Here is a 21,827-nt window from a genome sequence, read left to right as displayed (position 1 = left end):
ACGTGCTGGCTGCGCCCGGTGTGACGGAAAGGTAGCGGAGATTCCGATGACGTCGATAGATGAGATCATTGCCGCACTAGGCGACTGGCGTGGCGACATGCTGGCCCACATTCGCGGCTTGATCCTTGAGGCCGAGCCGAACGTGGTCGAAGAGACCAAATGGCAGAAGGCGACCAACCCGCTCGGCGTGCCGACGTGGAGTCTCGATGGGCTCATCTGCACCGGCGAGACCTACAAGGACAAGGTCAAACTCACCTTCGTGAAAGGCGCCTCGCTCGACGACGCCGATGAACTCTTCAACGCCAGTCAGACCGCAGGCGTGAGGCGAGCCATCGACCTGCACGAGGGCGACAAGATCAACGCCACAGCCTTCCAAGAGCTCGTCCGCGCAGCGGCAGCGCTCAACGCGTCCTAGACGAGCGAACCCGATCGATTCAGTGGGCCCAGGCGGCGATTGCCGAGCCGTGCCGAGGAGCACACTGCGCCCACCGACCAAAGACGGTATTCGCGCGCTCTCGCGCAACCTCCCACAGGGGCTTCGCTGTCGCTGCTCAGCTTAAGCCTCGTTGGCTGCCCACGAGGATCGCTTTGATCGACCGATAGACGTTCCGTAGGCCGGACGCTGAGCGGGCACGTCCGCGCGGATACTGGGTTCTGCGGGTCACGAGCCCGAGGGTGTCGCGTTTGCCCCGCCCTTTGAACAGTCGCGCTCAGGTGCGTCAACTGGGACAGTGAAGCAGGTCCTTTACGCCCTTCGCAAGAGCCAAGTCTTGGCGATATCAACGAGATTCAGCGCGAGAGTAGAACGATGCCTCGGCATCGCGGCGACGCGCGACATCGTCGACGACGAACTGCACGAAGTCCTCGTCGCGATCGCCAATGACAACGTCCTCCACTGCGTCGGCAGGCGGTTCGCCTGGCCATGACGTTTGCCGAGTCGAACGATCCCGCTCCAGCCGCGTCCCCGAGATCGCGACCCAGTCGCGAATTCGCTGGCGGGCATCCGCGAAGTCACGGTGCCAGCCGAGCGGGGCGGAGCCGTGCTGGTCGGGTCGTAGGCTCCGAGCCAGTGCAGGTGCAGTGCGGAGAGTTCCCAGACGAGTTCGGGGTGCCGATGCCAGAACGGATGCCGGCAGTCCGTAGGTGCGTCGCAGCCAGTTCACCCAGCGGTTGAGTTCGATCCATTCGGCCTCGGCGTCGTCGGCACTGAGGAGGTTCCAGTTGATTGGATGCGGCGGCTCAGCCATGAGCGGCGTGTCGAGATCGTCTAACGAGCTCGCTCCGAAAGCGTCGTCGTGATCTCCGGATGCCCACTCGGCGAGTGACTCTGACATCGCTGATTCACCCCCTGGATTCGGCGTGAGCCGCTTCCGCCTCGTGACCAACTTCAGTATCCACTCAGGTGTTCGAAGCGTCGCGACGGCTGCGGCCGCATAACTCCTGCAATTTCTGGCCGTAAGGGGACGCGCCCGCGTGATTTCGGGGAACTTCTTGCGACTCCGAACGAATTGCAGGAGTTATGGAGTTGTGCGGTACTGCACGTGCAGACAGGGCCGGTGGAATGGACAGCCCAATGCGGCTTACGCGCCCCAGCCGGCCTGGCTGCCACCCACCCGTTCGGCGGCGATCTGCGCCTGGTAGCCGGAGGCGGCATAGGCGGTCATCGGGTCGCCGGCGAGGCCGCGCGACTCGCGCCAAGCGGAAAGCGACGGGCGCACATCCGTATAGAAGGCATCCATCAGAATGCCGTTGGCGCCAAGCACATCGCCAGCGTTCTGGGCCAGGGCGAGCGCGTCGCGGTCGACGAGCAGCGCGCGGGCCGTCATCTCCTGCACGTTGAGCACGGAACGAATCTGGCCGGGAATCTTGTCTTCGACGTTGTGGCACTGGTCGAGCATGAACGCCACAGTCGAGTCCGGGCCGTAGCCGCCACCGCGAATGACCTCGTACAGAATGCGGAACAGCTGGAACGGGTCCGCCGCCCCGACGATGAGGTCGTCATCGGCGTAGAAGCGCGAGTTGAAGTCGAAGGAGCCGAGCTTGCCCAGGCGCAGCAACTGGGCGACGATGAACTCGATGTTGGTGCCGGGAGCGTGGTGGCCGGTGTCGAGGCAGACGCTGGCCTTCTCGCCGAGAGCGGAGACCTGCGCGTAGCTGGTTCCCCAGTCGGGCACATCGGTGTGGTAAAAAGCCGGCTCGAAGAACTTGTATTCCAGCACCAGACGGTGTTCATCACCCAGACGCGCATAGATCGCGGCGAGCGACTCGGCGAGACGGTCCTGACGGCCGCGGATATCGCCTTGGCCGGGATAGTTGGTGCCGTCAGCGAGCCAGATCTTGAGGTCGGCCGAGCCGGTCTGGTGCATCACGTCGATGCACTCGAAATGGTGATCGATGGCTTTCTGCCGCGTCGCCGCGTTGCTGTGGGTGAGGCTGCCGAACTTGTAGGCGTCGTCCTGAAAGGTGTTGGAGTTGACGGTACCGAGGGCGAGCCCCTTGTCCGCCGCGAACGCCCGCAGCGCCGCGTAATCCTCCACCTTGTCCCACGGAATGTGCAGCGCCACCTTCGGCGACAGGCCGGTGTACTGGTTCACCTGGGCCGCATCGGAGATCTTCTCCTCGATGGTGCGCGGGGTGCCGGGGGTGCCGAATACCTTGAACCGGGTACCGGAATTCCCGAACGCCCACGAGGGCAGCTCAATGGTCTGCTGGGCAAGCGACGGCTCAATAAACGCGAAAGAAGTCATGATGTGATCCTGTTCTGTTGAGGGTGTGGAGCCGGTGGTGGAAAGTGAACGCCTCACTGAGCCGGAATCGGTACGTTGTAGCCGAGCAGCGCCGTTCCCTGATCCGTCCACAGCAGCGTGGTGATGCCCACATTCAGCACTGCGGGAAAGTCCGTACGGTAACGATCGAGCGGGATCCCGAGGGCACGGCAGAGAATCAGCCGCATCAGGGTTGAGTGCATGACCACCAGAACGGTTCCGCCGGGGTACTGCGACACGATCCGCTCGAGCGCACCCCAGGACCGCTCAACAGCATCCGTCCCCGACTCGGCCCCGGGCAGCGGCGAGGTACCAGGGCGTTCAACGAATCGGGCGGTCTCCGCAGCAAACAGAGCTCGCATCTCGCCGGAGGTGAGGCCCTCCCCACGGCCGAAGTGCACCTCACGCAGCGCCGGGTCCACGCTGATGGGGAGTCCGAGCGCCGTTGCCGATGGCGTGGCGGTGATCACGGCCCGGGACAGGTCGGAGGCGTAGACCGCGTCGATCGGCTGCGCCTCGGCCCAGCGTGCCAGCCGCTCAGCCTGAGCGAGTCCGAGTTCGGTGAGCTCAACATCTGAGCTGCCGGCGTAGCGGTTCTCGGCGTGCCAGGCGGTCTCGCCGTGACGTACGAGAAAGATGGTCGTCATGCCAGAATCCAGTCTTTGGCGCCGAGTTCCGCGACGAAAGCCTCGTAGCGATCGTTCCACACCGCCGCATACGCGGTGCGTGGCTCGACGATCCGGCCGACGCTCGACATTCGCGAGGCGGTCTCGGGCAGCGCGCTTCCCGCAGTGCCGGCCCAGGCGGCCAGGATGGCCATGCCGATCGATCCCTCTGACGAACGGGGGATGGTGATGGTGCGTCCGAGCAGATCGGCGCGGAGTTGCGTCCACCATTCGTTGTGCGTACCTCCCCCGGACGAACTCAACCTGCCGTCGACGGCGGCGCCGGCACGGGCCAAGGTGTCGAAACTCAACCGCTCGACGCAGGCGATGCCGAGCATAATCGATGCGAGAAGGAGGTCCGGTTCCAGCAGCACAGCTGCCTCCGCGAGGCTGTGATCAACCCCATCTACGCTGACGAAGCCGCAAGCATCCGGGCGGATCAACGGAAAACGCTCGCCCGTACCGGCCAAGGGATAACTGATCGGGATGGACCCGAGCCGGTCACCCAAACCGCTCAAACGATCAGATGAACCGGCCAGATCGATCGACGGTAGCGCTGACGTGATCGCGCCGGCCCCGACGCTTGAGGCACCGCCGGGAAACCACAGACCGTCGTGGGGTGCACGGTGCGAATAGACCGCACCGGCATCGTCGATGATGATGCGATCGGTTACACCTTTGAGGACCAGGGTCGTGCCGATCACACTATGCCAGTCGCCGAGGCCCAGGGTCGCGGCGCCGAGCTGAGCGGCGCAACCGTCGGTCATCCCGGCGAAGACCGGCGTGCCCGCGGGCAGTCCGGTCGACTCGGCCCACGCTGTCCTGGACCGGCCTAACTCCGTGCCCGGAGCGACGACGCTCGGCACCTGTGCCGGGTTGATATCGAGGGTTTTGAGCGCGTTGACGGGCCATTCCAGGGCGAGCATGTCGTAGCCGGACTTAAGAGCGTGACTCCAGTCCGTTGCGACGCGGGTGCCGACCATAGCTGCCGCCACGACGTCCGCCTGATGAGCCACGAACCGGCCCTCAGTGAGCGCCCCGCTGCGCCCGAGCCAGACGATCTTCGGCAGCGCCCACGTCGGCTGAATCCGGTAGCCGAGCCGGGCCCAGCGCACCGGGTCGGCGTCGTTGGCCTCCGCACCGAGGTCACCCGCTCGGGCGTCGTCGTACATGATGCCCGGGGAACAGGGCCGGCCCCCGGCATCCACCGTCGTGACGGTTCCCGAAGTCGCGCAGATCGACACCCCCGAAATGCGGGCGACAGCTGCCGGGGGTAGCGTAGCGAGGGCTGCAGCGAGCGCCGCGGCCGCCTGCATTATCCAGTGCTCGGGATCTTGTTCGTGTCGAACGCCCTGTCTCCGACTCACCAGCGGCAATGCGGTCGACGCGGCGACGACACCCCGATCGTCGACGATGGACACCTTGACACTCTGGGTGCCGAGATCGATGCCGACCCACAGCGCTGTGTTCGCCGCCGGCTGCCTCGTCGTGCTGGCGGGCGATGGTGTCGAGGTGCGCGCGGTGAGTTCGGGCATCAGGCGGTGCCGGCCAGGTTCTTGCGGCGCTCGATCATGTCTGTGCGCTGAAAATAGTGGGCCACGGCGTCGTCGCCGAGGCCGGCCACCCCACCGATCGACAGCGCCTGCACTCGGGTTCGCGCACCCTTGACCGTCATGAGCGTGATCGCCTCGACAGCCTCAGCGCTGCCGCCGATCGCGACGATGCCGTGGTTGCCCAGCAGTACCAGCGACGGCAGCTCGCCACGCTCGGCGACGTAGTCACGAAGGCGCTCGAGGAAGATGCGCCCGAGGGCGATCCCGGGTGCCGCATACGGCACGAACAGTGGAATGCCGATGACGACGGCTTCGTCGGAGTAGACCCATTCCGCAAAGGCGGTCTCGGCGTGCACGCTTGCGAGCAGTCCGAGCACCGGCGTCGGATGAGTGTGGGCAACATAGGCGGTCGGCCGCACGGACTGAACGGCCACGTGCACGAGCGTCTCAATCGAAGCGCGCCGCCTTACCCCGGCATGCTCGCCCGCGTCGAGCAGGGTGGTGAGGTCTTCCTGCGTCGAGGCCGGGTCATCCATCAACTCGATGAGGGGGGGCACATCAGTGGCCACGAAGTCATGGCTCGTGGCCGCAGCCATATAGGCGCCCGAAGCTTTGACGACGATTCTGCCGTCGGCGAGAAGCTGTGAGGTATTCCCCTCGGCCAATATCACCAGGTCTTTGGCGGGCTCCCCCAAAGACCGCGTGAGCGCTATCAGATCGTCGGTGACGAGTTCGGGTTGCCAGATGGTGGCCATGGTGATCTCCTTCTAAGAGTGAAAGTAGGGGCGCGTCAGACGGTCGAGCGCGCTGAACGAGGGGCGGCGGTTGAGGCACGAATGACGAGCTCCGGCACGAGCAACTCGTGGCGGTGCGTGTGGGTATCGCCATGGTCGATCTCGTCGAGCAGCAGGTGTACCGCCCGACGGCCCATCTCGGTTCGGCGCTGGCGCACAGTGGTCAGGGGAACGGTCGCTGCCTCCGACCACGACAAATCGTCGAATCCGACGATCGAGACGTCTTCGGGCACGCGTATTCCATGGTGGGCGAATTCAAGCAAAACGCCGAGCGCGGTGAGGTCGTTTCCGCACATGATCGCGGTCGGCAACTCCTTGCGGGGTCGCCCAACGATGGCGGCACCGGCCTGGCGTCCATCGGTGATCCGCCAGGAATCGGTGGCGATGCGCTCGGGCACCACACCGCCTCCGGCCAGCGCCGCAGCGAACCCGTCGAAGCGACGATCCACCTGCACGGTGCCGGCAAAGTTGCCAACGAAGGCCAGCTCACGATGGCCAAGTTCAATCAGATGCTCGCCGGCAAGCCGCCCACCGGCGACGTCGTCGGTTTTCACCCAGCAGTGCTCGATCGTCTCATCGACCCTGTCCACAAAAACCACGGGGATATCCCGGGCGTCAAGTCTTTCCAGCGCAGAGTCCAGCGCACGCACCGGCGCGATCATGATGCCGTGAACGCGTTGCTGCACGAGAACGTCGAGGTTGTCCTGTTCCCGCGCCGCATCATCGCCGCTGTGTACGAAGACGACGCCAACGCCGAGGGATTTGGCTTCGGCTTCCGCACCGAGGGCCACGTCAACGAAGAAGGGGTTGGCCAGATCGGCCAGCGCCAGCCCCAGGGTGCGCTGGCGACCGGCCGGAAATTTTCGGGCCCGCTGGACCGGGGTGAACCCGAGATCGGCAATAGCCCCCAGTACGCGCTCCCGCGTCTTGGGGGCTACGTAACCCGGACGGTTGAGCACATTACTGACGGTACCGGCCGAGACGCCCGCATATTTTGCGACGTCGTGGATGGTTGCCATCGTCTTCCTTCATTCTGCAGAGTACGAGTGGGGCCTGCGACGACGAACGCTGCAGACCCCACCGTGGTGTGTTGACTCAGCTGGATCCGAGTCGAGTCGGTGGTCGGAGGCTCCTAGAAGGAGAAGTCACCGACGTTGGACTTGTCGAACACGAACATCGGGCCGAGGACAACCTCTCCACCCGCACCGACCGTGAACTCTCCCAGCTTGCCGGCGGTGAAGGTGTCGCCTTCCTTGCCGGTGATGGTGCCCTGGACCAGTGCGTCAGCGGCGTAGGTGGCGAGGAATCCCAGGTCTTCCGGGTTCCAGAGACCGAACTGCTCGATGATGCCGCTCGTGACGTAGGTCGCCATCTCGCTCGGCAGGCCGAGACCGGTGACCCAGACTTTGCCCTGGAACTGCGGGGTATCAGAGAGGTAGTGCGCGGCTTCCTTCACGGAGACTGTGTCCGGCGCGATGATGGCCTTCAGATCCGGGATGCTCTGCATGAGTCCCTGAGCAGCCTGGTAGGCCTTCTGGTCGACGTCCTCGCCGTACGCGACCTGGGCGATCGTGATTTCCGGGTGCTCTGCCTTGATCAGTGCGGTCATGGCGTTGACCCAGGCGTTCAGATTAGCTGCGTTGGCACCACCGGAGAGGATTGCGATGGTACCCCCCTCTGCACCGAGGTGCGCAGCGGTCAGATCGACCAGGCCCTGGGCGATGCCGTCGACGGTGGCCTGGTTGATGAAGATGTCCCGGCAATCGGTATCGGTGTCGAATGCCACGACCTTGACGCCGGCGTCCTGTGCCGCCTTCAGGTCGTTGCAGACGGCGGCCGGGTCATTCGCCGCGATGGCGATGGCCTTCTGGCCGGTCTGGATCGCCGTTTGGATGAACGGAACCTGATCAGCTGAACCGGTCGATGTCGGACCGACCTCGGAGAAGTCCAGGCCGAGTTCGTCGGCAGCCGCTTTGGCGCCCTTGTCCGAAGCCTCGAAGTACTTGTTGCCGAGGCTTTTCGGTATGACTGTCAGGCTTCCGCCGCCAGCGGCGTCGGTCCCGGTGGAACCGCCCGTGGGGGCGGCGCAGCCGGCAAGCAGTACCGACGCGGCCGCGATGGCCACGGCGATCGTTGCAGCGCGCCGGCGTGAGGACTTATTGAATGTGAAATTCACTGTTATTGCCTTCCTAGTGGTTGCTTGGTGCAGGTTTTTAGACGTGGAGTGCGCGGTGCTTTTCAACGCCAGCCGCTATCGCGGAGGCCTTCGACCGACGCCGCCGCGAGAGGAATCCCGCTATACCGGCGACAACGACGGAGAAGATGAGGGTGGCGCCAGTGACGATACTGATGGTGTCGGAGCCGATTCCGGCGAGCTGAAGGGTCTTGTTCAGGGTTGCGATCAGCACGCCGCCGGCCAGTGCGCCGAGAATTGTGCCCCGGCCGCCCCAGATTGAGACGCCGCCCAGCACAATGGCCGTGACGACCTGCAACTCGAAGCCGAACCCATTCGTGCCGATCGCATTGCTGTATTGCAGCGTGTAATACACGCCCGTCGCAGAGGCGACCAGTCCGCTGAGGATGAACAGGGTAAGTCTGGTGCGGTTCACCCGAACGCCCGAGAAGGCAGCCGTCTCCGCGCTCAATCCGATGGCGAACACTCCGCGTCCAAAGGGCGTGAAGTGCAGCAGCACCGCGAAAGCGATGGCCACCGCAATGATCGCCACGGTCACCATGGGCACCGGGGCACCGACGAAGAGCGGAGCACCGACGAACTTCGTGACATCGCTCGGAAAGCCGGTGATCGCCGTCGTGCCCAGCAGCCCGACCGCGATGCCGCGGAACAGTGCCAAAGTGCCGATAGTGACCGCCAGGCTCGGCAATCCGACGACGGTCACCAGCACACCGTTCAGAACGCCCACCAGGCCGCCACCGACGATCGCGATTACGGCCGCAAGAGAGAGCGGAACCCCCGCTTGATAGGTCAGCCCGAAGATGGCGCTGGAGAAACCGACCACACTGCCCACCGAAAGATCGATGTCGCCCGTGATGATGATAAGGGTGACCGGTATCAGCATGAGCAAAATCGGCGCGGAGTTCAGGATCATCGTCAGGTACGTATACGGCTGCGCGAAGTACGGAACAGTGGTGATGGCTATCACGATCAGCAGAATGGTGGCGATGATAATGGCGGTCTCTGTGCGCAGCAGCAGGCGGCGCCATAACGGGCGGCCGTGCCTGCGGTACTGTGCGGCAGCGTTGTCTGCGGCGGTCCCGCCGGCGGTATCGGCGCTCATGACGCACTCCCGTTTCTCTTCGCCCGGCGAATGCGGGTGATGAATACAATGCGGTCAAGCAGGATGGCGCCGACGATCAATACGCCGACGATCGATTGCTGCCACAGGCTGGGCACACCGAGCACCGGAAGCGCGTTGCTGATGGTGGCGAGGAAGAAAGCGCCCAGGGCTACGCCCCAGATGGTGCCGGATCCGCCGACGATCGCAACGCCCCCGACAACTGCTGCCGCCACGGCTTGCAGCTCGTACCCGGTTCCGACCTGAGCATCGCCGGTTGCGAAGATCGCGAGGTAGACGAGCCCGCCGAGCCCGGCAAGCGCACCGCTCGCGACGAAGGCGGTGACGGTCAAGCGACGCTCACCGAGTCCGAACAGTGTGGCGGCCTCAGGGTTGGAGCCGAGTGCGTACAGATCGCGGCCCAGCCGCCGACTCGTCATCAGCCATCCGATCACCAAGACGATGATCGCCACGACGATCAGCAGGACGGGGACACCCAAAAACTGCAAGGTGCCGAATGAGCGGTAGTCCTCGGGTAGCCAGCTGGATCGAATGAAGTGCGGGCCGATCCAGAGAATCGCGATGCCCCGGTAGGTGTACAGCGTGCCTAGGGTGATCACCAGCGATGGCACCCGGAGAAAGGCGACCAGAAGACCGTTAACCAATCCGAGAAAGGCACCGAGTGCGACGCCACAGAGGATCACCAGCGGGATCGGGATGCCGGGAACGTTCGCAAACAGACTCCCCGCCGCGTATGCCGACAGGCACAAGGTCGAGCCGACCGACAAGTCGATGTTGCGGGTGATGATCACGATGGCCTGGCCCAGGGCGATCAGAATAAGAATCGTCGGCTGTCGAAGCAGCTCGCGCCATCCGCCTTCACTGAAGAGGAATCCCGGTTGTGTCACGGTGGTGAGCGCCACCAGCGCCAAGATCAGGATGATCAGGCCGACCTCGCGTGCGCGCACGATCCTGCCCAACAGGGAACGCCGCTGCACACCCAGCGGAACGGTGTGTGTGACGATCATGCTGCCACCTCCGGCGCGTGCGTCGCGGCATACATGACGTTCTGAGGGGTCGCAGTCGCACGCGGCAGTTCCGCCGTGATCCGACCTTCTCGCACGACGAGAACGCGGTCGGCCATGCCCATCACCTCCGGAAGTTCTGAGGAGATCATCAACAGGGCGACACCGGTGCCCGCGAGCTCGGAAAGTAAACGGTGCACCTCAGCCTTCGTACCCACATCGATGCCCCGGGTCGGCTCATCCACGATCAGCAATTTCGGCCGGGTCGCCAGCCATTTGCCGAGTACGACCTTCTGCTGGTTGCCACCGGACAGCATCTGCGCCTCGGTGTCGAGGGCGTACATTTTGACCTGCAAGCGCGCGGCCCAGGTGCGGGCGCTCGGCTCTTCCAGCGAGTCGATGATGAATCCGAAGCGCGCCAGCTTCTCGCGGATCGCGAGAGTGATGTTGGTCTGCACGCCGGCTGTCATGGCGAGGCCCTGCTTGCGCCGGTCCTCGGGAACGAAGCCGATACCGAGCCGCATTGCCGCCGCCGGGTTCTTTTTCGGAACGCTGACGCCGTTCATGCGCACGGATCCCGAATCGTAGGGGTCCACGCCGAAGACGGCGCGGGCGATTTCACTGCGTCCGGCACCGACCAGACCGGCCAGGCAAACGATTTCTCCCGAACGCACGGTGAAGCTGACGTCGTCAAAGACGCCGACGCTGGTCAGGTGCTCGACCTCGATCACGGGCTCACCGATCTGGGCGTCCTGCTTGGGATACAGATTGTCGACGCTGCGACCGACCATTTGATGGATGATCTCATCTTCCGTCGTGCTGGTGGTGGAGTTCGTGGCGACGTAGCTGCCGTCTCGCATGACGGTGATGACGTCGCATAGGGCGAACACCTCGTCGAACCGGTGCGAGATGAAGATAAGACCTTTTCCTTCATCGCGAAGCTGGCGGGCGATACCCATGAGCCGCTCGACCTCAACGCCCGAGAGCGCCGCCGTAGGCTCATCCATCACGATGACCTTGGCGCCGACCGAAATCGACTTGGCGATTTCTACAACCTGCTGGTCCGCGATCGAGAGACCACGCGCCTCCCGGTCGGGATCGATGGGAACGCCGAGCCGCTGCGTGAGTTCACGGGTTTCACGGCGCATTTTGGCCCGGTCCAGCGCACCGAATCGTGTGTACGGTTGGCGGCCGACGAACAGGTTCTCGGCCACCGACAGGTCGGGAAACAGGGTCGGCTCCTGGTAGATGACGGCGATCCCCGCAGCCTTCGCCTCACGCGTGTTGTGAAAGTCGACGCTCTCGCCCTCGAGCAGAAATTCTCCGCCGTCGCGGCGGTACAGGCCACCGATGATCTTGACGAGCGTCGACTTGCCGGCACCGTTCTCGCCGATGACGGCGTGAATGGAACCGGCCTGGAGGGTCAGATCGGCACTGACCAGCGCGGCCACCGCGCCGAATGACTTGGTGACGCCGTGCAGTTCAAGCAATGCGGTGTCGGTCATGCTGCAGTCACCTCGATCCCGATGGAATAGGTACGGCTCTCTCCCGGCTCCAGCCGAGGCAAAGCCCCGTTGGCGCGGGCCGCGGCGCGGCCCATGATCTCGGGGGTATTGGCGGGTTCAAGGCCGAGAACGTAATGTTTCGTGGCGGTCAGTTTCCATTGGAAGATCGCCGGCAGCGTTTCGGAGTGGCGCAGGGTGAACGTCAATCCCCGAGCCGCATTGGTCACCTGGGCGACGCGTTCGGTACCGGCGGTGTGAACGTAGACCTGCTCGCGCGTACCGGCCACAGGCTCACCGATTTCGGCCCGCCGGTCGAAGCCCTCGACCGCGTCGGCGTCACGGGGGGTGACGGACGCCGCGGGGATCTCGATGACAGTCCCGGCATCCAGCAGCGGCCAGCCAAGATTCACGTGATACAGAACCATATGCGGGCTCGCACTCTCGCCCTCGTTCGTCACGGTGTCCTCGATCGTGAAGGCCGTGGAACCCACGCGCGAGGTGATGCGTCGCTGCAACAGGAGGTTCTCCTGAAACACGCCGCTCTGGCGTACCTCGCCGGCCACTGTGATCAGCTCGGAGGTCACCGTGACCTCCGTGACTCGAGCAGACAGCGCACCGATGCGGCCGTGCATGCCGGAGACGCCGTCCTCGTCGTCGGCGGGTGGGCCGAAGTTGTCGAGTCCACAGGTCGTCACGAGGCCGCCACCGAAGGTGCGGAGCCAGCCTCGTCCGGAGGGCTCGTAGGCGTCAGGCCGGGTGATGCCCGTTGACGAGAGCCAGGCCAGCGGTACCCCATTGATGGTGGCCGCTCCGATATCAAGCGCGCGATCGGGATGAACATCGAATTCCAGGCCGCCGCCGTTCATCACCCGAAATCGGCGAGCACCGCGCGCGGGTCCGTCATCTTCAACGAAGCGATCGACCCGAGCACACTGATCCAGCGAGCCGACCCGAAGAAGGGCCTGAGCGACCGGGGTGCGGAAAATGTCAGACATCACCGAGCTCGACGTTTCCGGGGCCGAAGTGCTTCAGAATGACGAGGTCGTCGGTGGTGCTGCGGTTTGTGATCGTGACGCCGGCACGTGCCGCGGTCTCGGTGACGAAGAATTCGTCCTGGCTGAGCTGCCCGAAGCGGATCAGTGTCGCGGCCTGCGCGTCGTGCACCCCGAAGGTGCCGCTGCCCTGAACGAGGAGGGCTCCGTAGGCATCCTGCTCCTTGATCGTCACCGTTTGCCCGGGGCGCACGGTGAGCTCCTTGGCGCTAAAGGAGTTCGAGCGGAACACGATCCAGTTCTCGACGTAGCTTCCCCCGCCATCGGCCGCCGAGGTTGCCGTCGCGTAGGGACGCATGAACCGGTTGGGCACGAAGTCGACATCCAGATTCTTCTCCCAGTCCAGCAGGTCGAGAAGGAACTCGTAGTCCCCGTGATGCGTTTTGGGCACGTCCTTCCAGAGCAACTCCTCGGGGACCTCCTTGTTATTGCTCCAGGATTCGCACATTGCGAACACGTCGCTGGCAGATTGCGGCTCGTAGGTGCAGATGCTCGCCGGAGCGTGCAGAACGCCCGCAGGGATGTCCCATCCGGTTCCCAACTGAGTGCGGTAGCCGAGGGACAGGTCGGTGATGCGGTTGTCGCCGCCATCGGCGAAGCGCATGAGGCGTTCCTTGACCTGGTCGCGGGTGGTACCCGGCTGGAAGCCAAAAAAAGAGATCGGTTGCAGGCCGAGATTGTCGTTCATGTGGGGCGAGTAGTAGTAGGCCTCGGGCTTTCCCACCTTGTCGACCAGTGCAGCCTTCTCGTCCGTGTGGTGCACGTGAAAGGGCAAGGGCATCAAGTTGTCGTAGAACTTGGAGTACATCGTCCAGCCGCCGAAGCGGTCCCACAGTCTCGAACCGATCACATCGGCCTGGTGATGGTCGATGAATTCGTCGAAGGGAAGCAGTCCGCCGTCGGGGTCGACAACGAGGCTGAGGCCCTCGTGTGCCCCAGTCAGCGGGCCGTTGTCGGCACGGATCGAGGAGGCGAGCCAACGCTCGTCAATGCCGCCGCGACCATAGCCGAGAGGGAAGTAGTCATCGGGGTGCAGACGGATGCGTTTGCCGGGAGTGCAAAACGCGCGTGGTACCCAGGTTGGTGCGAACCGCACGATTCCCTTGCCGGCGTCTAACGCACGGTCATAGGCGGTTGCCGACGTCACGATGTTTTCGTAGGCCTCAGAGGTCATCAGTGACACTCTTCCTTCAGTTCATGCGTCACCGGGAGGCAACGCTGCCAACAATGTCGGTTCAATGAACCGTATTGGGACAGTAACACCACGTCCGGTGTGCGTCAATAAATTTATTCAACACTCATTATTTCCCGCCAAATCAGGGACAACACTGCTCTACTGTTAGTTAGCGTATAAAGTTAACATTTAAATAACAGAGAATTGAGACGGTTATGGCCACCACCGGAAGTACCGAATCCGAGGAACGACGCCGGCAACTACTGGCGGTGCTGGAGCGCGAAAACGTCATTCGGTTGACTGAGGCCGCCCAGTCCCTTGGGGTCTCAGCGATGACCATTCGGCGGGATCTGGCCGATCTCGAGACCGAAGGGCTGCTGCGGCGCGTGCGGGGTGGGGCGATCTCGGTGATCGGGCCCCGCCCCTTCGAGGAGCGGCGCTCCGTGCGGTCGCGCGCGAAGGAGCTGATCGCTGACAAGGCCCTGGCACTCATTCCACGTTTCGGCTCGATCGCCTTCGACGCGTCGACCACGGTTGGAACCTTGGCAGGCAAACTGGGTCCACGTTCCGGTCTCATCGTGAGCACGAACTCCTATCCGACATATGCGAGCCTCAAAGGAACGGTCGGAGTGAACCCCATCCTGATTGGCGGCGAAACTGAGGAGTCGACGGACACCTTCGTGGGACCACTGGCAGTGCAGGCCGCACAGTCACTGCGTTATATCCGGTTCTTCGCCTCCGCGAGCGCCGTCGACGCCAGCTTCGGAACAACCGAAGTCTCACTCGCCGAAGCGCAAATGAAACAGGCGTTTGCCCGAGTCTCCAAGGAAATCGTGCTCTGCCTCGACTCGTCGAAGCTCCACCAGGAAGCCACAGCGGCATCTCTGGAATTGTCGAAGCTGGCAGTGCTCATCACCGAGCTCGACCCGAGCGACAGCCGCCTCGATGAGTTTCGAGATCACGTGGAGTTGCGCTGAAGCGCCTAGGACCGGTTGTTAATTTTCATGTGTTAATTTGTTATGTTTCACAAGTGCGCACATTTGCCGTATGGTCATCGATCAGATCCCCTTCACCGATGCAGGAGCAGAGCAGGTAACGATGACGAACCGAACCGCGTCCGAACTGGTCGCTCGCAGCAACACGCTGGGCAGCGACCCCAAGATCACCAACTATGCCGGCGGCAATACCTCGGCCAAGGGCACCGACGTTGACCCGGTCACGGGTCAACCGGTCGAGCTGATGTGGGTCAAGGGCTCCGGCGGCGATCTGGGCACGCTGACTTCTTCGGGTCTGGCCGTGCTGCGCGTTGACCGTTTCCGCGCACTGCGGCACGTGTACCCGGGGCTGGAGCGCGAAGACGAGATGGTCGCCGCAGCCGACTACTGCCTGCACGGCACCGGCGGCGCAACACACTCAATCGACACATCGATGCACGCCTTGGTCGATGCCCGTCATGTCGACCATCTGCACCCCGATTCGGGTATCGCCATCGCCACCTCCGCAGACGGGGAGGAGCTGACCCTCAGAATTTTCGGCACCAAGGTGGTGTGGGTGCCCTGGCGCCGACCTGGTTTCCAACTCGGACTCGACATCGCTGCCATCCACAAGCAGAATCCGGAGGCTGTCGGCTGCATCCTCGGCGGGCACGGGATCACGGCGTGGGGCAACACATCTTCGGAATGCGAAGCGAACAGCCGCTGGATCATCGACACCGCTCAGGCCTACATCGATGCGAACGGTTCACCGGCGCCGTTCGGCGTGCAGGTCCCCGCCAACACCGCGCTGCCGCGCGACGAGCGCCGCATCAAGGCCGCGGCCCTCGCCGCCACCATTCGAGGCATCGCCTCCCGAGACAAGCCAATGGTCGGTCATTTCACCGATGACCCGCGAGTGCTGGAGTTCCTCGGGAGCGCAAACGCGCCGCAACTTGCCGCCCTCGGCACGAGCTGCCCCGACCACTTCCTGCGCACAAAGGTCAAGCCGCTGCTGCTCGACCTCTCGGCCGCCGCATCAGTTGCAGAGTCGATCGAACGGCTGAAAGAACTGCACGAGGCCTACCGCGTGGATTACAGCGCGTATTACGAGCAGCACGCCACCCCTGACAGCCCTGCCATGCGCGGCGCCGATCCCGCAATCGTGCTGGTGCCGGGATTGGGCATGTTCAGCTACGGGGCGACCAAACAGACAGCCCGGGTCGCGGGAGAGTTCTACCTCAATGCCATCAATGTCATGCGCGGCGCCGAGTCCCTCTCAACGTATAGCCCGATTTCCGACGCGGAGAAGTTCCGCATCGAGTATTGGGCCCTCGAGGAGGCGAAGCTACAGCGGATGCCGAAGCCTAGAAGCCATCAGGGCCGTATCGCCCTCGTTACCGGTGCGGCATCGGGCATCGGCAAAGCCATCGCCACCCGGCTGGCGGCCGACGGCGCCTGCGTCGTCATTGCGGATCTCGACCTGGCGAAGGCCCAGGCTGCGGCCGCGGAGCTTGGTTCCGTCGATGTCGCCGTGGGAATCGCCGTCGACGTCTCCGATGCTGCAGCGGTGCAAGCCGCGGTCGATGCAACGCTGCTGGCCTTCGGCGGCCTGGATCTGGTCGTGAACAACGCCGGCCTGTCCATTGCCCGCTCCTTGTTGGCGACCACCGAGGCGGAATGGGACCTCCTGCACAACGTGATGTCCAAGGGATCATTCCTGGTCTCGCGGGCCGCGGCGAGCGCGCTCATCGAACAGGGAATGGGCGGGGACATCGTCTACATCTCCTCGAAGAACTCAATCTTCGCCGGCCCGGACAACATCGCGTATTCCGCCGCCAAAGCTGACCAATCCCATCAGGTGCGATTGTTGGCAGCCGAACTCGGCGGTCATGGCATTCGCGTCAATGGCATCAACCCCGACGGGGTCGTTCGTGGCTCCGGCATCTTCGCTTCAGGCTGGGGCGCCAATCGCGCCAAGACCTATGGGGTGAAGGAGGAGAACCTGGGCCAGTTCTACGCTGACCGCACCATCCTCAAACGGGAAGTCGTGCCCGAGAACGTCGCCGACGCGGTGTGGGTGCTCACCGGGCCCGCGCTGAGTCGCACGACGGGCGTGCACATTCCGGTCGACTCCGGCGTCGCCGCCGCGTTCCTGCGATGACCCGGTCATGACCCGCGGAGCTGTTGCCGCGATCGATCTCGGTGCGACCAGCGGACGGGTCGTGGTCGGGCGCATCGACGATGGAACCGTTCGACTCGACGTGGTCGAGCGGTTCCTGAACAACCCGGTGCGCTGCTGGGAAGGGTCGACCGACGGCCTGCACTGGAACGTGCTCGAACTGTTTCGTTCGGCCCTGGTGGGGCTGCGCAAAGCAACCATCGACGAGCCTGATCTACGCAGCATCGGCATCGATGCTTGGGGGCTCGATTACGGGTTGTTGCGCGGGGGCGCGCTGCTGGGTAATCCCTACTCGCACCGCGACGAGCGCACGATCGAGGGCGTACGGGCGACCCACGAGTTGGTCTCGCAGCATGAACTGTATGCCGCGAGCGGCATACAGTTCATGCCTATCAACACCGTGTATCAGTTCACCGCCGACCGGCTCGCTAGGCGCGTGCACACGGGCGACACGGCCTTACTGATGCCCGATCTCATCGGCTATTGGCTGACCGGTGTGCCCGTTGCCGAACGTACCAACGCGTCCACCACTGGGTTGCTGGACATCCACACGCGTGACTGGTCGACCGAGCTGGCGAACCGGCTCGGCTTTACAGCCAGCCTGTTCCCCTCCCTAGTCGAGCCCGGAACGGTGCTCGGCCCGCTGCTGCCGATCGTGCAGGCAGAGATCGGCGGGCAGATCCCCGTGGTAGCAGTCGGGTCGCACGACACCGCCTCCGCGGTGGTCGGCGTGCCGGCCTTGGACGACGAGTTCGCCTACATCTCCTGTGGCACCTGGGCGCTCGCCGGGGTGGAAGTGGAGACGCCGGTGCTCAGCGAGGCGGCCCGGATCGCCAACTTCACGAACGAGAGCGGGGTCGACCGCCGCATTCGGTTTCTGCAGAACATCACCGGTCTCTGGCTGCAGTCAGAGAGCATCCGCACCTGGGAACGGGAGGGGCGCCCCATCGATCTACCCGCACTGATCGAGGCGGCTGCCGCGCTCCCTGGCGGTTCGGTCTTCGATGCCAACGACGCCCGCCTGCTCGCGCCGGGCGATATGCCCGCGCGCATTGCACAGTGCTGCATCGAGGTCAATCAGCCGGTGCCGCAGACGCCAGCGGAGTTCACCCGAGCAATCAACGAGAGCCTCGCCGATGCGTTCGCGCGCGCCGTGCGCACTGCCGCCGAGCTCTCGGGCACAAGCGTGAAGGTCATTCACATCGTGGGAGGCGGCTCGCAGAATGCTCTGCTCTGCCAGTTGACCGCCGACCGCAGCGGCTTGCCCGTGATAGCGGGACCGGTCGAGGCAACCGCCTTTGGCAACGTGCTCGTTCAGGCGCGGACTGCGCAACTCATCTCGGGTAGCCTCGAGGCGATGCGGGCCGTCATCACCCGGTCAGTCACTCTGCAGCATTACAAGCCCCGGTGACATCGAAAGTTCACGAGGAGTCGACGCGCTGCGGAAGACTCAAAGCGGCGTCGCACGCGCTGCTCGTTCGTCAGTCCGCAGTGCTGCGTGCGGCCGGCAGCGGCGCTGCGTTCGAACACGACCAGATCGGGTTCCAGATCGATCTGGTCATCCGAGAGTCCACCGGCGCCTAGAAAGGCAGACGGGGCCCAGGTCCCGTCCCCGGGCCCAGCTTATAAACTGGGCCTGCGGCCCAGGCCCCGTCGGCGGGGCTGGTGCCCGGCCGGAGAGTTCTAGCGCGGAACCGTCGACTCGACGATCGCGATCTCCCGCGTGGCGGTCTCAGGGTTGCGTTCGGCGGCGCGCTCTCGATCCGGGTCGGACCCGTCCTCAGAAGAATCCTCCCGCTCCAGAACGGCGGACCGGCCTCGGCGCCTCGGCCGCACCGGCGGCGCCTCGCGCCCGTCGCCGGCGTGCAGAACGCGCACCCGGGTTGCCGAGAACGGATGCACCTGCACCCGAAGCCGGCGATACCGCACCATCCAGAACAGCACGGCGGCGGCCAGCAAGCCCGAGATGACGGCGAGGCCGAGCGCCCAGCGTGGACCGAAGGTGTCAGCTACCCAGCCGACCAGCGGAGCGCCGAGGGGAGTGCCGCCCACGAAAATGGCCATGTAGAGCGCCATCACGCGGCCACGCATTTCGGGCCGGGTCGTGGTCTGCACTTATCTGTGTGGATTCATACCGATCGCTGTGTAGCTGGTCCCGATTCCGCGCGGTCGACAGGAGTCGGTACGGGAAATGTCGCTGGATCGGCCTAGTTCCCCGTTCTGGGGTGTTCGCCCGGTCTCTGACCAACCCCTGTTTCCAGTAGATTTCAAACAGTCGTGTCTGCACTCGAGGCTGAGTGCGGTGAAATGGGGGATCAGATAATGAAATTTGGCAAGAAAAAACCGGAGCCGGCGAAGCCTCTCATCGACAGGCCGTCGACCGCCGAGAAGAAGGCGTCCAAGCCGACTTTCAGCACTTGGATCCTCCGCGGGTTGGTCGCTTTCTTCGCTCTGATGTACGCCATCCTCGGTGGATTCCCCGCAATTCTCATCATTCTGGGAATGGCGGCTCTGGTGACGGGCGTGTACGCGCTCTCTGGTCGCCGGCCGTCGGCATCCGTATCAGCACGCAAGACAACTGCGATCGCGGTGGCGGCCAGCCTTGTCTTTTTCATCTCCGGTGGGGTCGCTGCTGCGGCGCCAGGTGCAGGGGAAACTGCCTTGGCTGGGCAGCCGACCGCTAGCGCGACGCCGAGCGCAACTCCCACCCCAAGCCCAACCCCAACACCCGGCCCGGAATTCTCCGAGGAAGCGCCGGTCGACCCCGCGACGGTCACTGCGGCAACTGAGGGCACATCGGTCGTGGTCGTCGATACCACCTCCACCGACACCACGGCACTAACGCTCCTCGCAACCATCCCCGTCAAGGGAAAGGCCGCGAAGACCGGTTACGAGCGCACCGGCATGTTCGGCTCCGCCTGGATCGACGTGGACCGAAACGGATGCGATACCCGAAACGACATCCTCTCTCGGGACTTGAACCCCACCACCAAGTCGGGCACCTGCCGGGTGATGACCGGTTACCTCGTCTCGCCATACACGGACACTTCAATCGCCTTCGTTCGCGGTCAGGACACGTCAGCTCTCGTGCAGATCGACCACGTCGTGGCTCTGTCGAATGCGTGGCAGACGGGCGCTCAGCAGCTCACTCAGGCTCAGCGCGTTTCTCTGGCCAACGATCCCCTCAATCTGCTCGCCGTCGACGGCCGCTCCAACGCCCAGAAGAGCGACGGCGACACCGCAACTTGGTTGCCCTCGAATACGGCAATCCGCTGCAGCTATGTTGCCCGTCAGGTGTCCGTCAAGGCAACATATGGTCTGTGGGTGACTCAGGCTGAGCACGACGCTATGACCCGCGTCCTCGGCTCTTGCACTGGTGAAATGGCACTGACCTCCTCGTTCACGCCTCCGCCAGCTCCGGTTGTTGTCGTCCCTCCTGCGCCGGCTCCTGTCGTCGTGGCCCCTGAACCTGCACCGGCCCCTGCGCCGGCACCGGCACCGGCACCGGTCGACGTCTACTACGAGAACTGCGATGCTGTGCGAGCTGCGGGAGCGGCCCCGATCTCCGAGGGATCGCCGGGTTTCCAGCCCAAGTTTGACCGCGACAAGGACGGCATCGGCTGCGACGCATAGCGAATTAGCGGCTGACCAGGTGAGTGTGTGGCAGGTCCCGGAGCCCAACGTTCTGTGCGATGTTCGCGGACACCTGCGGATCGTCGAGCTCGAAGCGGATGCCCGCCATCTCCACGGCTGTCGTGCCGTGGGCTCGCCGAGGACCGTCGGCAGATTTAGGGACGCCAGCGTCCAGGCGAGCCCCGGGATGGGCTCGGGCGAGACCTGGCGCCCTTCGCGACGCGAGCGTAGTGACCGACGAGGAGTTTGCGGCGAAGAAGGCCGAGATATTAGGAGGGCCGGCGGTCGTCCCACCGAATCGCCGAACTGGCGGCGATGCCCCGCCCCGCAGGAAGAAGCCGCTCATGCCGCGTAGGAGAAATGCGATCCCTCAAACGAGTTTGTACATTCAACGGCATACTCAGGGTTGATGACCAACGCGGTGTCGATACGACCGCTGTTGTGCCACACAAACTTGGGGCAAGACTTGATACACTATCCGTTTATTCGCCGTTTATTCAAAAATATCCGCCTCCTCCGGGTCTTCATAGAGAAGGTGCACGACCCATTTCGAGTTGTCTGGAATGACCTCGAGCACCTATGGGTTATGGATAGCGAACAACACTTCGGGCTCGGCCTCGAGCCGGTTTTAACGACAAGCGAGCTCGCCGAGTACCTCGGTGTGCAGACGCAGGCGATCTACGACCTGCGTACAGACGGACGTGGTCCCTTGGGCATTCGAGTGGGCCGGGAGATTCGCTTCCGCGTTTCCGACGTGGTGCGATGGCTTGACGGGCTTCACGAGCCAGAGACTCCCGTAGTTGACCACGGGGCCAAGCAATGATGGCCGGACGACCGCGGCTGCCAGTCAGCACGTTCGGTGCTATCACGACTCAACAGGTCGGTCCAGCGATCTTCCGAGCGATTACTCGCTTCCGCGACTGGGACGGTCAAACGCGGAGGGTGACGGCGACCGGACCGAGTCGTAACGCTGCGCAGGCTTCGCTCAAGCACGGTGGGTAGGGGACCACAGCTGATGGACGACTTCAGTCGTTGCGGCAGGAATTGACATGACCGCCGCACTGATTGCGTATCTCTTCGGGCCAGAGACTGCTGCTGCGGTGGCCGCCGCTGCCGAGCTAGAGATTCGCACAGACGCCCACGGGGACTCCTTCGCTGCGGCAAACGGATTGTTCTAAGGCGAGCCGTCCCGTAGGGGGTTCGGCTTACGGTACA

At 64.0% G+C, this 21,827-nt stretch carries 20 protein-coding genes and 1 pseudogene; 8 read left to right on the top strand and 13 right to left on the bottom strand.

What is annotated here, in order from left to right; genetic code table 11:
• Positions 1–46 precede the first annotated feature (46 nt).
• On the top strand, positions 47–415 hold the full coding sequence (locus E3T51_RS11745; protein ID WP_134529998.1) for a DUF1801 domain-containing protein: 369 nt from the start codon (positions 47–49) through the stop codon (positions 413–415).
• Between the two features lie 364 nt (positions 416–779).
• On the opposite strand, the pseudogene E3T51_RS11740 reads toward E3T51_RS11745, so the two are convergent.
• From E3T51_RS11740 to E3T51_RS11685, 12 genes and pseudogenes are all read right to left on the bottom strand, one after another.
• Positions 780–1,247, bottom strand: a pseudogene (locus E3T51_RS11740) (hypothetical protein).
• Between the two features lie 333 nt (positions 1,248–1,580).
• Positions 1,581–2,747 carry an L-rhamnose isomerase gene (gene rhaI, locus E3T51_RS11735; RefSeq protein ID WP_134529997.1) on the bottom strand — a complete coding sequence of 389 codons (1,167 nt, stop codon included), beginning with the start codon at positions 2,745–2,747 and terminating at the stop codon, positions 1,581–1,583.
• Between the two features lie 53 nt (positions 2,748–2,800).
• On the bottom strand, positions 2,801–3,412 hold the full coding sequence (locus E3T51_RS11730; protein ID WP_134529996.1) for a histidine phosphatase family protein: 612 nt from the start codon (positions 3,410–3,412) through the stop codon (positions 2,801–2,803).
• Positions 3,409–4,965, bottom strand: a complete 1,557-nt coding sequence (locus E3T51_RS11725; protein WP_134529995.1) for an FGGY-family carbohydrate kinase — start codon at positions 4,963–4,965, stop codon at positions 3,409–3,411. The genes E3T51_RS11730 and E3T51_RS11725 overlap by 4 nt, the downstream gene beginning before the upstream one ends.
• The gene (locus E3T51_RS11720) at positions 4,965–5,738 is read right to left on the bottom strand and encodes a class II aldolase/adducin family protein (RefSeq protein WP_134529994.1); all 774 of its coding nucleotides are present in this window, start codon (positions 5,736–5,738) and stop codon (positions 4,965–4,967) included. The genes E3T51_RS11725 and E3T51_RS11720 overlap by 1 nt, the downstream gene beginning before the upstream one ends.
• 35 nt (positions 5,739–5,773) lie before the next feature.
• Entirely contained in the window at positions 5,774–6,796 is a 1,023-nt protein-coding gene (locus tag E3T51_RS11715; protein ID WP_134529993.1) for a LacI family DNA-binding transcriptional regulator, read from the bottom strand.
• A 113-nt stretch (positions 6,797–6,909) separates the two neighbouring features.
• Positions 6,910–7,953, bottom strand: a complete 1,044-nt coding sequence (locus E3T51_RS11710) for a rhamnose ABC transporter substrate-binding protein (RefSeq protein WP_134529992.1) — start codon at positions 7,951–7,953, stop codon at positions 6,910–6,912.
• A 37-nt stretch (positions 7,954–7,990) separates the two neighbouring features.
• Complete coding sequence (locus tag E3T51_RS11705) at positions 7,991–9,073, bottom strand: ABC transporter permease (RefSeq protein ID WP_134529991.1); 1,083 nt, start codon at positions 9,071–9,073, stop codon at positions 7,991–7,993.
• Positions 9,070–10,098 (bottom strand): ABC transporter permease, encoded by a 1,029-nt coding sequence (locus E3T51_RS11700; protein WP_134529990.1) that lies wholly within the window; start codon positions 10,096–10,098, stop codon positions 9,070–9,072. Before E3T51_RS11700 ends, E3T51_RS11705 begins: the two co-directional genes overlap by 4 nt.
• Positions 10,095–11,600 (bottom strand): sugar ABC transporter ATP-binding protein, encoded by a 1,506-nt coding sequence (locus tag E3T51_RS11695; protein WP_134529989.1) that lies wholly within the window; start codon positions 11,598–11,600, stop codon positions 10,095–10,097. Before E3T51_RS11695 ends, E3T51_RS11700 begins: the two co-directional genes overlap by 4 nt.
• Complete coding sequence (locus E3T51_RS11690) at positions 11,597–12,595, bottom strand: aldose 1-epimerase family protein (protein WP_241989298.1); 999 nt, start codon at positions 12,593–12,595, stop codon at positions 11,597–11,599. The genes E3T51_RS11695 and E3T51_RS11690 overlap by 4 nt, the downstream gene beginning before the upstream one ends.
• Positions 12,588–13,826: a cupin domain-containing protein gene (locus E3T51_RS11685; RefSeq protein ID WP_134529987.1), complete on the bottom strand. Its 1,239-nt coding sequence runs from the start codon at positions 13,824–13,826 to the stop codon at positions 12,588–12,590. Before E3T51_RS11685 ends, E3T51_RS11690 begins: the two co-directional genes overlap by 8 nt.
• 215 nt (positions 13,827–14,041) lie before the next feature.
• On the opposite strand from E3T51_RS11685, the gene E3T51_RS11680 reads away from it, so the two are divergent.
• The 4 genes from E3T51_RS11680 to E3T51_RS16785 all read left to right on the top strand — a co-directional run bounded on the left by E3T51_RS11680 (position 14,042) and on the right by E3T51_RS16785 (position 18,563).
• Positions 14,042–14,803, top strand: a complete 762-nt coding sequence (locus E3T51_RS11680; protein WP_134529986.1) for a DeoR/GlpR family DNA-binding transcription regulator — start codon at positions 14,042–14,044, stop codon at positions 14,801–14,803.
• Positions 14,804–14,924: 121 nt separating this feature from the next.
• A complete protein-coding gene (locus tag E3T51_RS11675; protein ID WP_134529985.1) occupies positions 14,925–16,961 on the top strand; it encodes a bifunctional aldolase/short-chain dehydrogenase in 2,037 nt (678 codons plus the stop codon).
• Between the two features lie 7 nt (positions 16,962–16,968).
• Complete coding sequence (locus tag E3T51_RS11670; protein WP_134529984.1) at positions 16,969–18,390, top strand: rhamnulokinase; 1,422 nt, start codon at positions 16,969–16,971, stop codon at positions 18,388–18,390.
• Positions 18,387–18,563 (top strand): hypothetical protein, encoded by a 177-nt coding sequence (locus E3T51_RS16785; RefSeq protein WP_166806453.1) that lies wholly within the window; start codon positions 18,387–18,389, stop codon positions 18,561–18,563. Before E3T51_RS11670 ends, E3T51_RS16785 begins: the two co-directional genes overlap by 4 nt.
• Positions 18,564–18,662: 99 nt before the next feature.
• On the opposite strand, the gene E3T51_RS11665 is transcribed toward E3T51_RS16785, so the two are convergent.
• A complete protein-coding gene (locus E3T51_RS11665) occupies positions 18,663–19,094 on the bottom strand; it encodes an MFS transporter (protein WP_420898430.1) in 432 nt (143 codons plus the stop codon).
• A gap of 207 nt (positions 19,095–19,301) precedes the next feature.
• Here E3T51_RS11665 and E3T51_RS11660 point away from each other — a divergent pair, with 207 nt between their 5' ends.
• The 3 genes from E3T51_RS11660 to E3T51_RS17340 all read left to right on the top strand — a co-directional run bounded on the left by E3T51_RS11660 (position 19,302) and on the right by E3T51_RS17340 (position 21,790).
• Positions 19,302–20,612, top strand: a complete 1,311-nt coding sequence (locus tag E3T51_RS11660) for a GmrSD restriction endonuclease domain-containing protein (RefSeq protein ID WP_241989297.1) — start codon at positions 19,302–19,304, stop codon at positions 20,610–20,612.
• A 586-nt stretch (positions 20,613–21,198) separates the two neighbouring features.
• Positions 21,199–21,435 (top strand): helix-turn-helix transcriptional regulator, encoded by a 237-nt coding sequence (locus E3T51_RS11655; RefSeq protein ID WP_134529983.1) that lies wholly within the window; start codon positions 21,199–21,201, stop codon positions 21,433–21,435.
• Positions 21,436–21,661: 226 nt separating this feature from the next.
• Positions 21,662–21,790 (top strand): hypothetical protein, encoded by a 129-nt coding sequence (locus E3T51_RS17340; RefSeq protein ID WP_255453235.1) that lies wholly within the window; start codon positions 21,662–21,664, stop codon positions 21,788–21,790.
• Positions 21,791–21,827: the final 37 nt, after the last annotated feature.

It is taken from the genome of Cryobacterium serini (assembly GCF_004404025.1).
Classification (GTDB): domain Bacteria; phylum Actinomycetota; class Actinomycetes; order Actinomycetales; family Microbacteriaceae; genus Cryobacterium; species Cryobacterium serini.
Note: the sequence above shows the minus strand (reverse complement) of the source record. Positions and strands in the feature narration are given on the sequence as shown.

What these genes read in the sequence shown, in the direction of transcription:
- E3T51_RS11745 (WP_134529998.1), top strand. Translation starts at nt 47, where the DNA reads ATGACGTCGATAGATGAGATCATTGCCGCACTAGGCGACTGGCGTGGC.
- rhaI (WP_134529997.1), bottom strand. Translation starts at nt 2,747, where the DNA reads ATGACTTCTTTCGCGTTTATTGAGCCGTCGCTTGCCCAGCAGACCATT.
- E3T51_RS11730 (WP_134529996.1), bottom strand. Translation starts at nt 3,412, where the DNA reads ATGACGACCATCTTTCTCGTACGTCACGGCGAGACCGCCTGGCACGCC.
- E3T51_RS11725 (WP_134529995.1), bottom strand. Translation starts at nt 4,965, where the DNA reads ATGCCCGAACTCACCGCGCGCACCTCGACACCATCGCCCGCCAGCACG.
- E3T51_RS11720 (WP_134529994.1), bottom strand. Translation starts at nt 5,738, where the DNA reads ATGGCCACCATCTGGCAACCCGAACTCGTCACCGACGATCTGATAGCG.
- E3T51_RS11715 (WP_134529993.1), bottom strand. Translation starts at nt 6,796, where the DNA reads ATGGCAACCATCCACGACGTCGCAAAATATGCGGGCGTCTCGGCCGGT.
- E3T51_RS11705 (WP_134529991.1), bottom strand. Translation starts at nt 9,073, where the DNA reads ATGAGCGCCGATACCGCCGGCGGGACCGCCGCAGACAACGCTGCCGCA.
- E3T51_RS11700 (WP_134529990.1), bottom strand. Translation starts at nt 10,098, where the DNA reads ATGATCGTCACACACACCGTTCCGCTGGGTGTGCAGCGGCGTTCCCTG.
- E3T51_RS11695 (WP_134529989.1), bottom strand. Translation starts at nt 11,600, where the DNA reads ATGACCGACACCGCATTGCTTGAACTGCACGGCGTCACCAAGTCATTC.
- E3T51_RS11690 (WP_241989298.1), bottom strand. Translation starts at nt 12,595, where the DNA reads ATGTCTGACATTTTCCGCACCCCGGTCGCTCAGGCCCTTCTTCGGGTC.
- E3T51_RS11685 (WP_134529987.1), bottom strand. Translation starts at nt 13,826, where the DNA reads ATGACCTCTGAGGCCTACGAAAACATCGTGACGTCGGCAACCGCCTAT.
- E3T51_RS11680 (WP_134529986.1), top strand. Translation starts at nt 14,042, where the DNA reads ATGGCCACCACCGGAAGTACCGAATCCGAGGAACGACGCCGGCAACTA.
- E3T51_RS11675 (WP_134529985.1), top strand. Translation starts at nt 14,925, where the DNA reads ATGACGAACCGAACCGCGTCCGAACTGGTCGCTCGCAGCAACACGCTG.
- E3T51_RS11670 (WP_134529984.1), top strand. Translation starts at nt 16,969, where the DNA reads ATGACCCGCGGAGCTGTTGCCGCGATCGATCTCGGTGCGACCAGCGGA.
- E3T51_RS11660 (WP_241989297.1), top strand. Translation starts at nt 19,302, where the DNA reads ATGAAATTTGGCAAGAAAAAACCGGAGCCGGCGAAGCCTCTCATCGAC.
- E3T51_RS11655 (WP_134529983.1), top strand. Translation starts at nt 21,199, where the DNA reads ATGGATAGCGAACAACACTTCGGGCTCGGCCTCGAGCCGGTTTTAACG.
- E3T51_RS17340 (WP_255453235.1), top strand. Translation starts at nt 21,662, where the DNA reads ATGACCGCCGCACTGATTGCGTATCTCTTCGGGCCAGAGACTGCTGCT.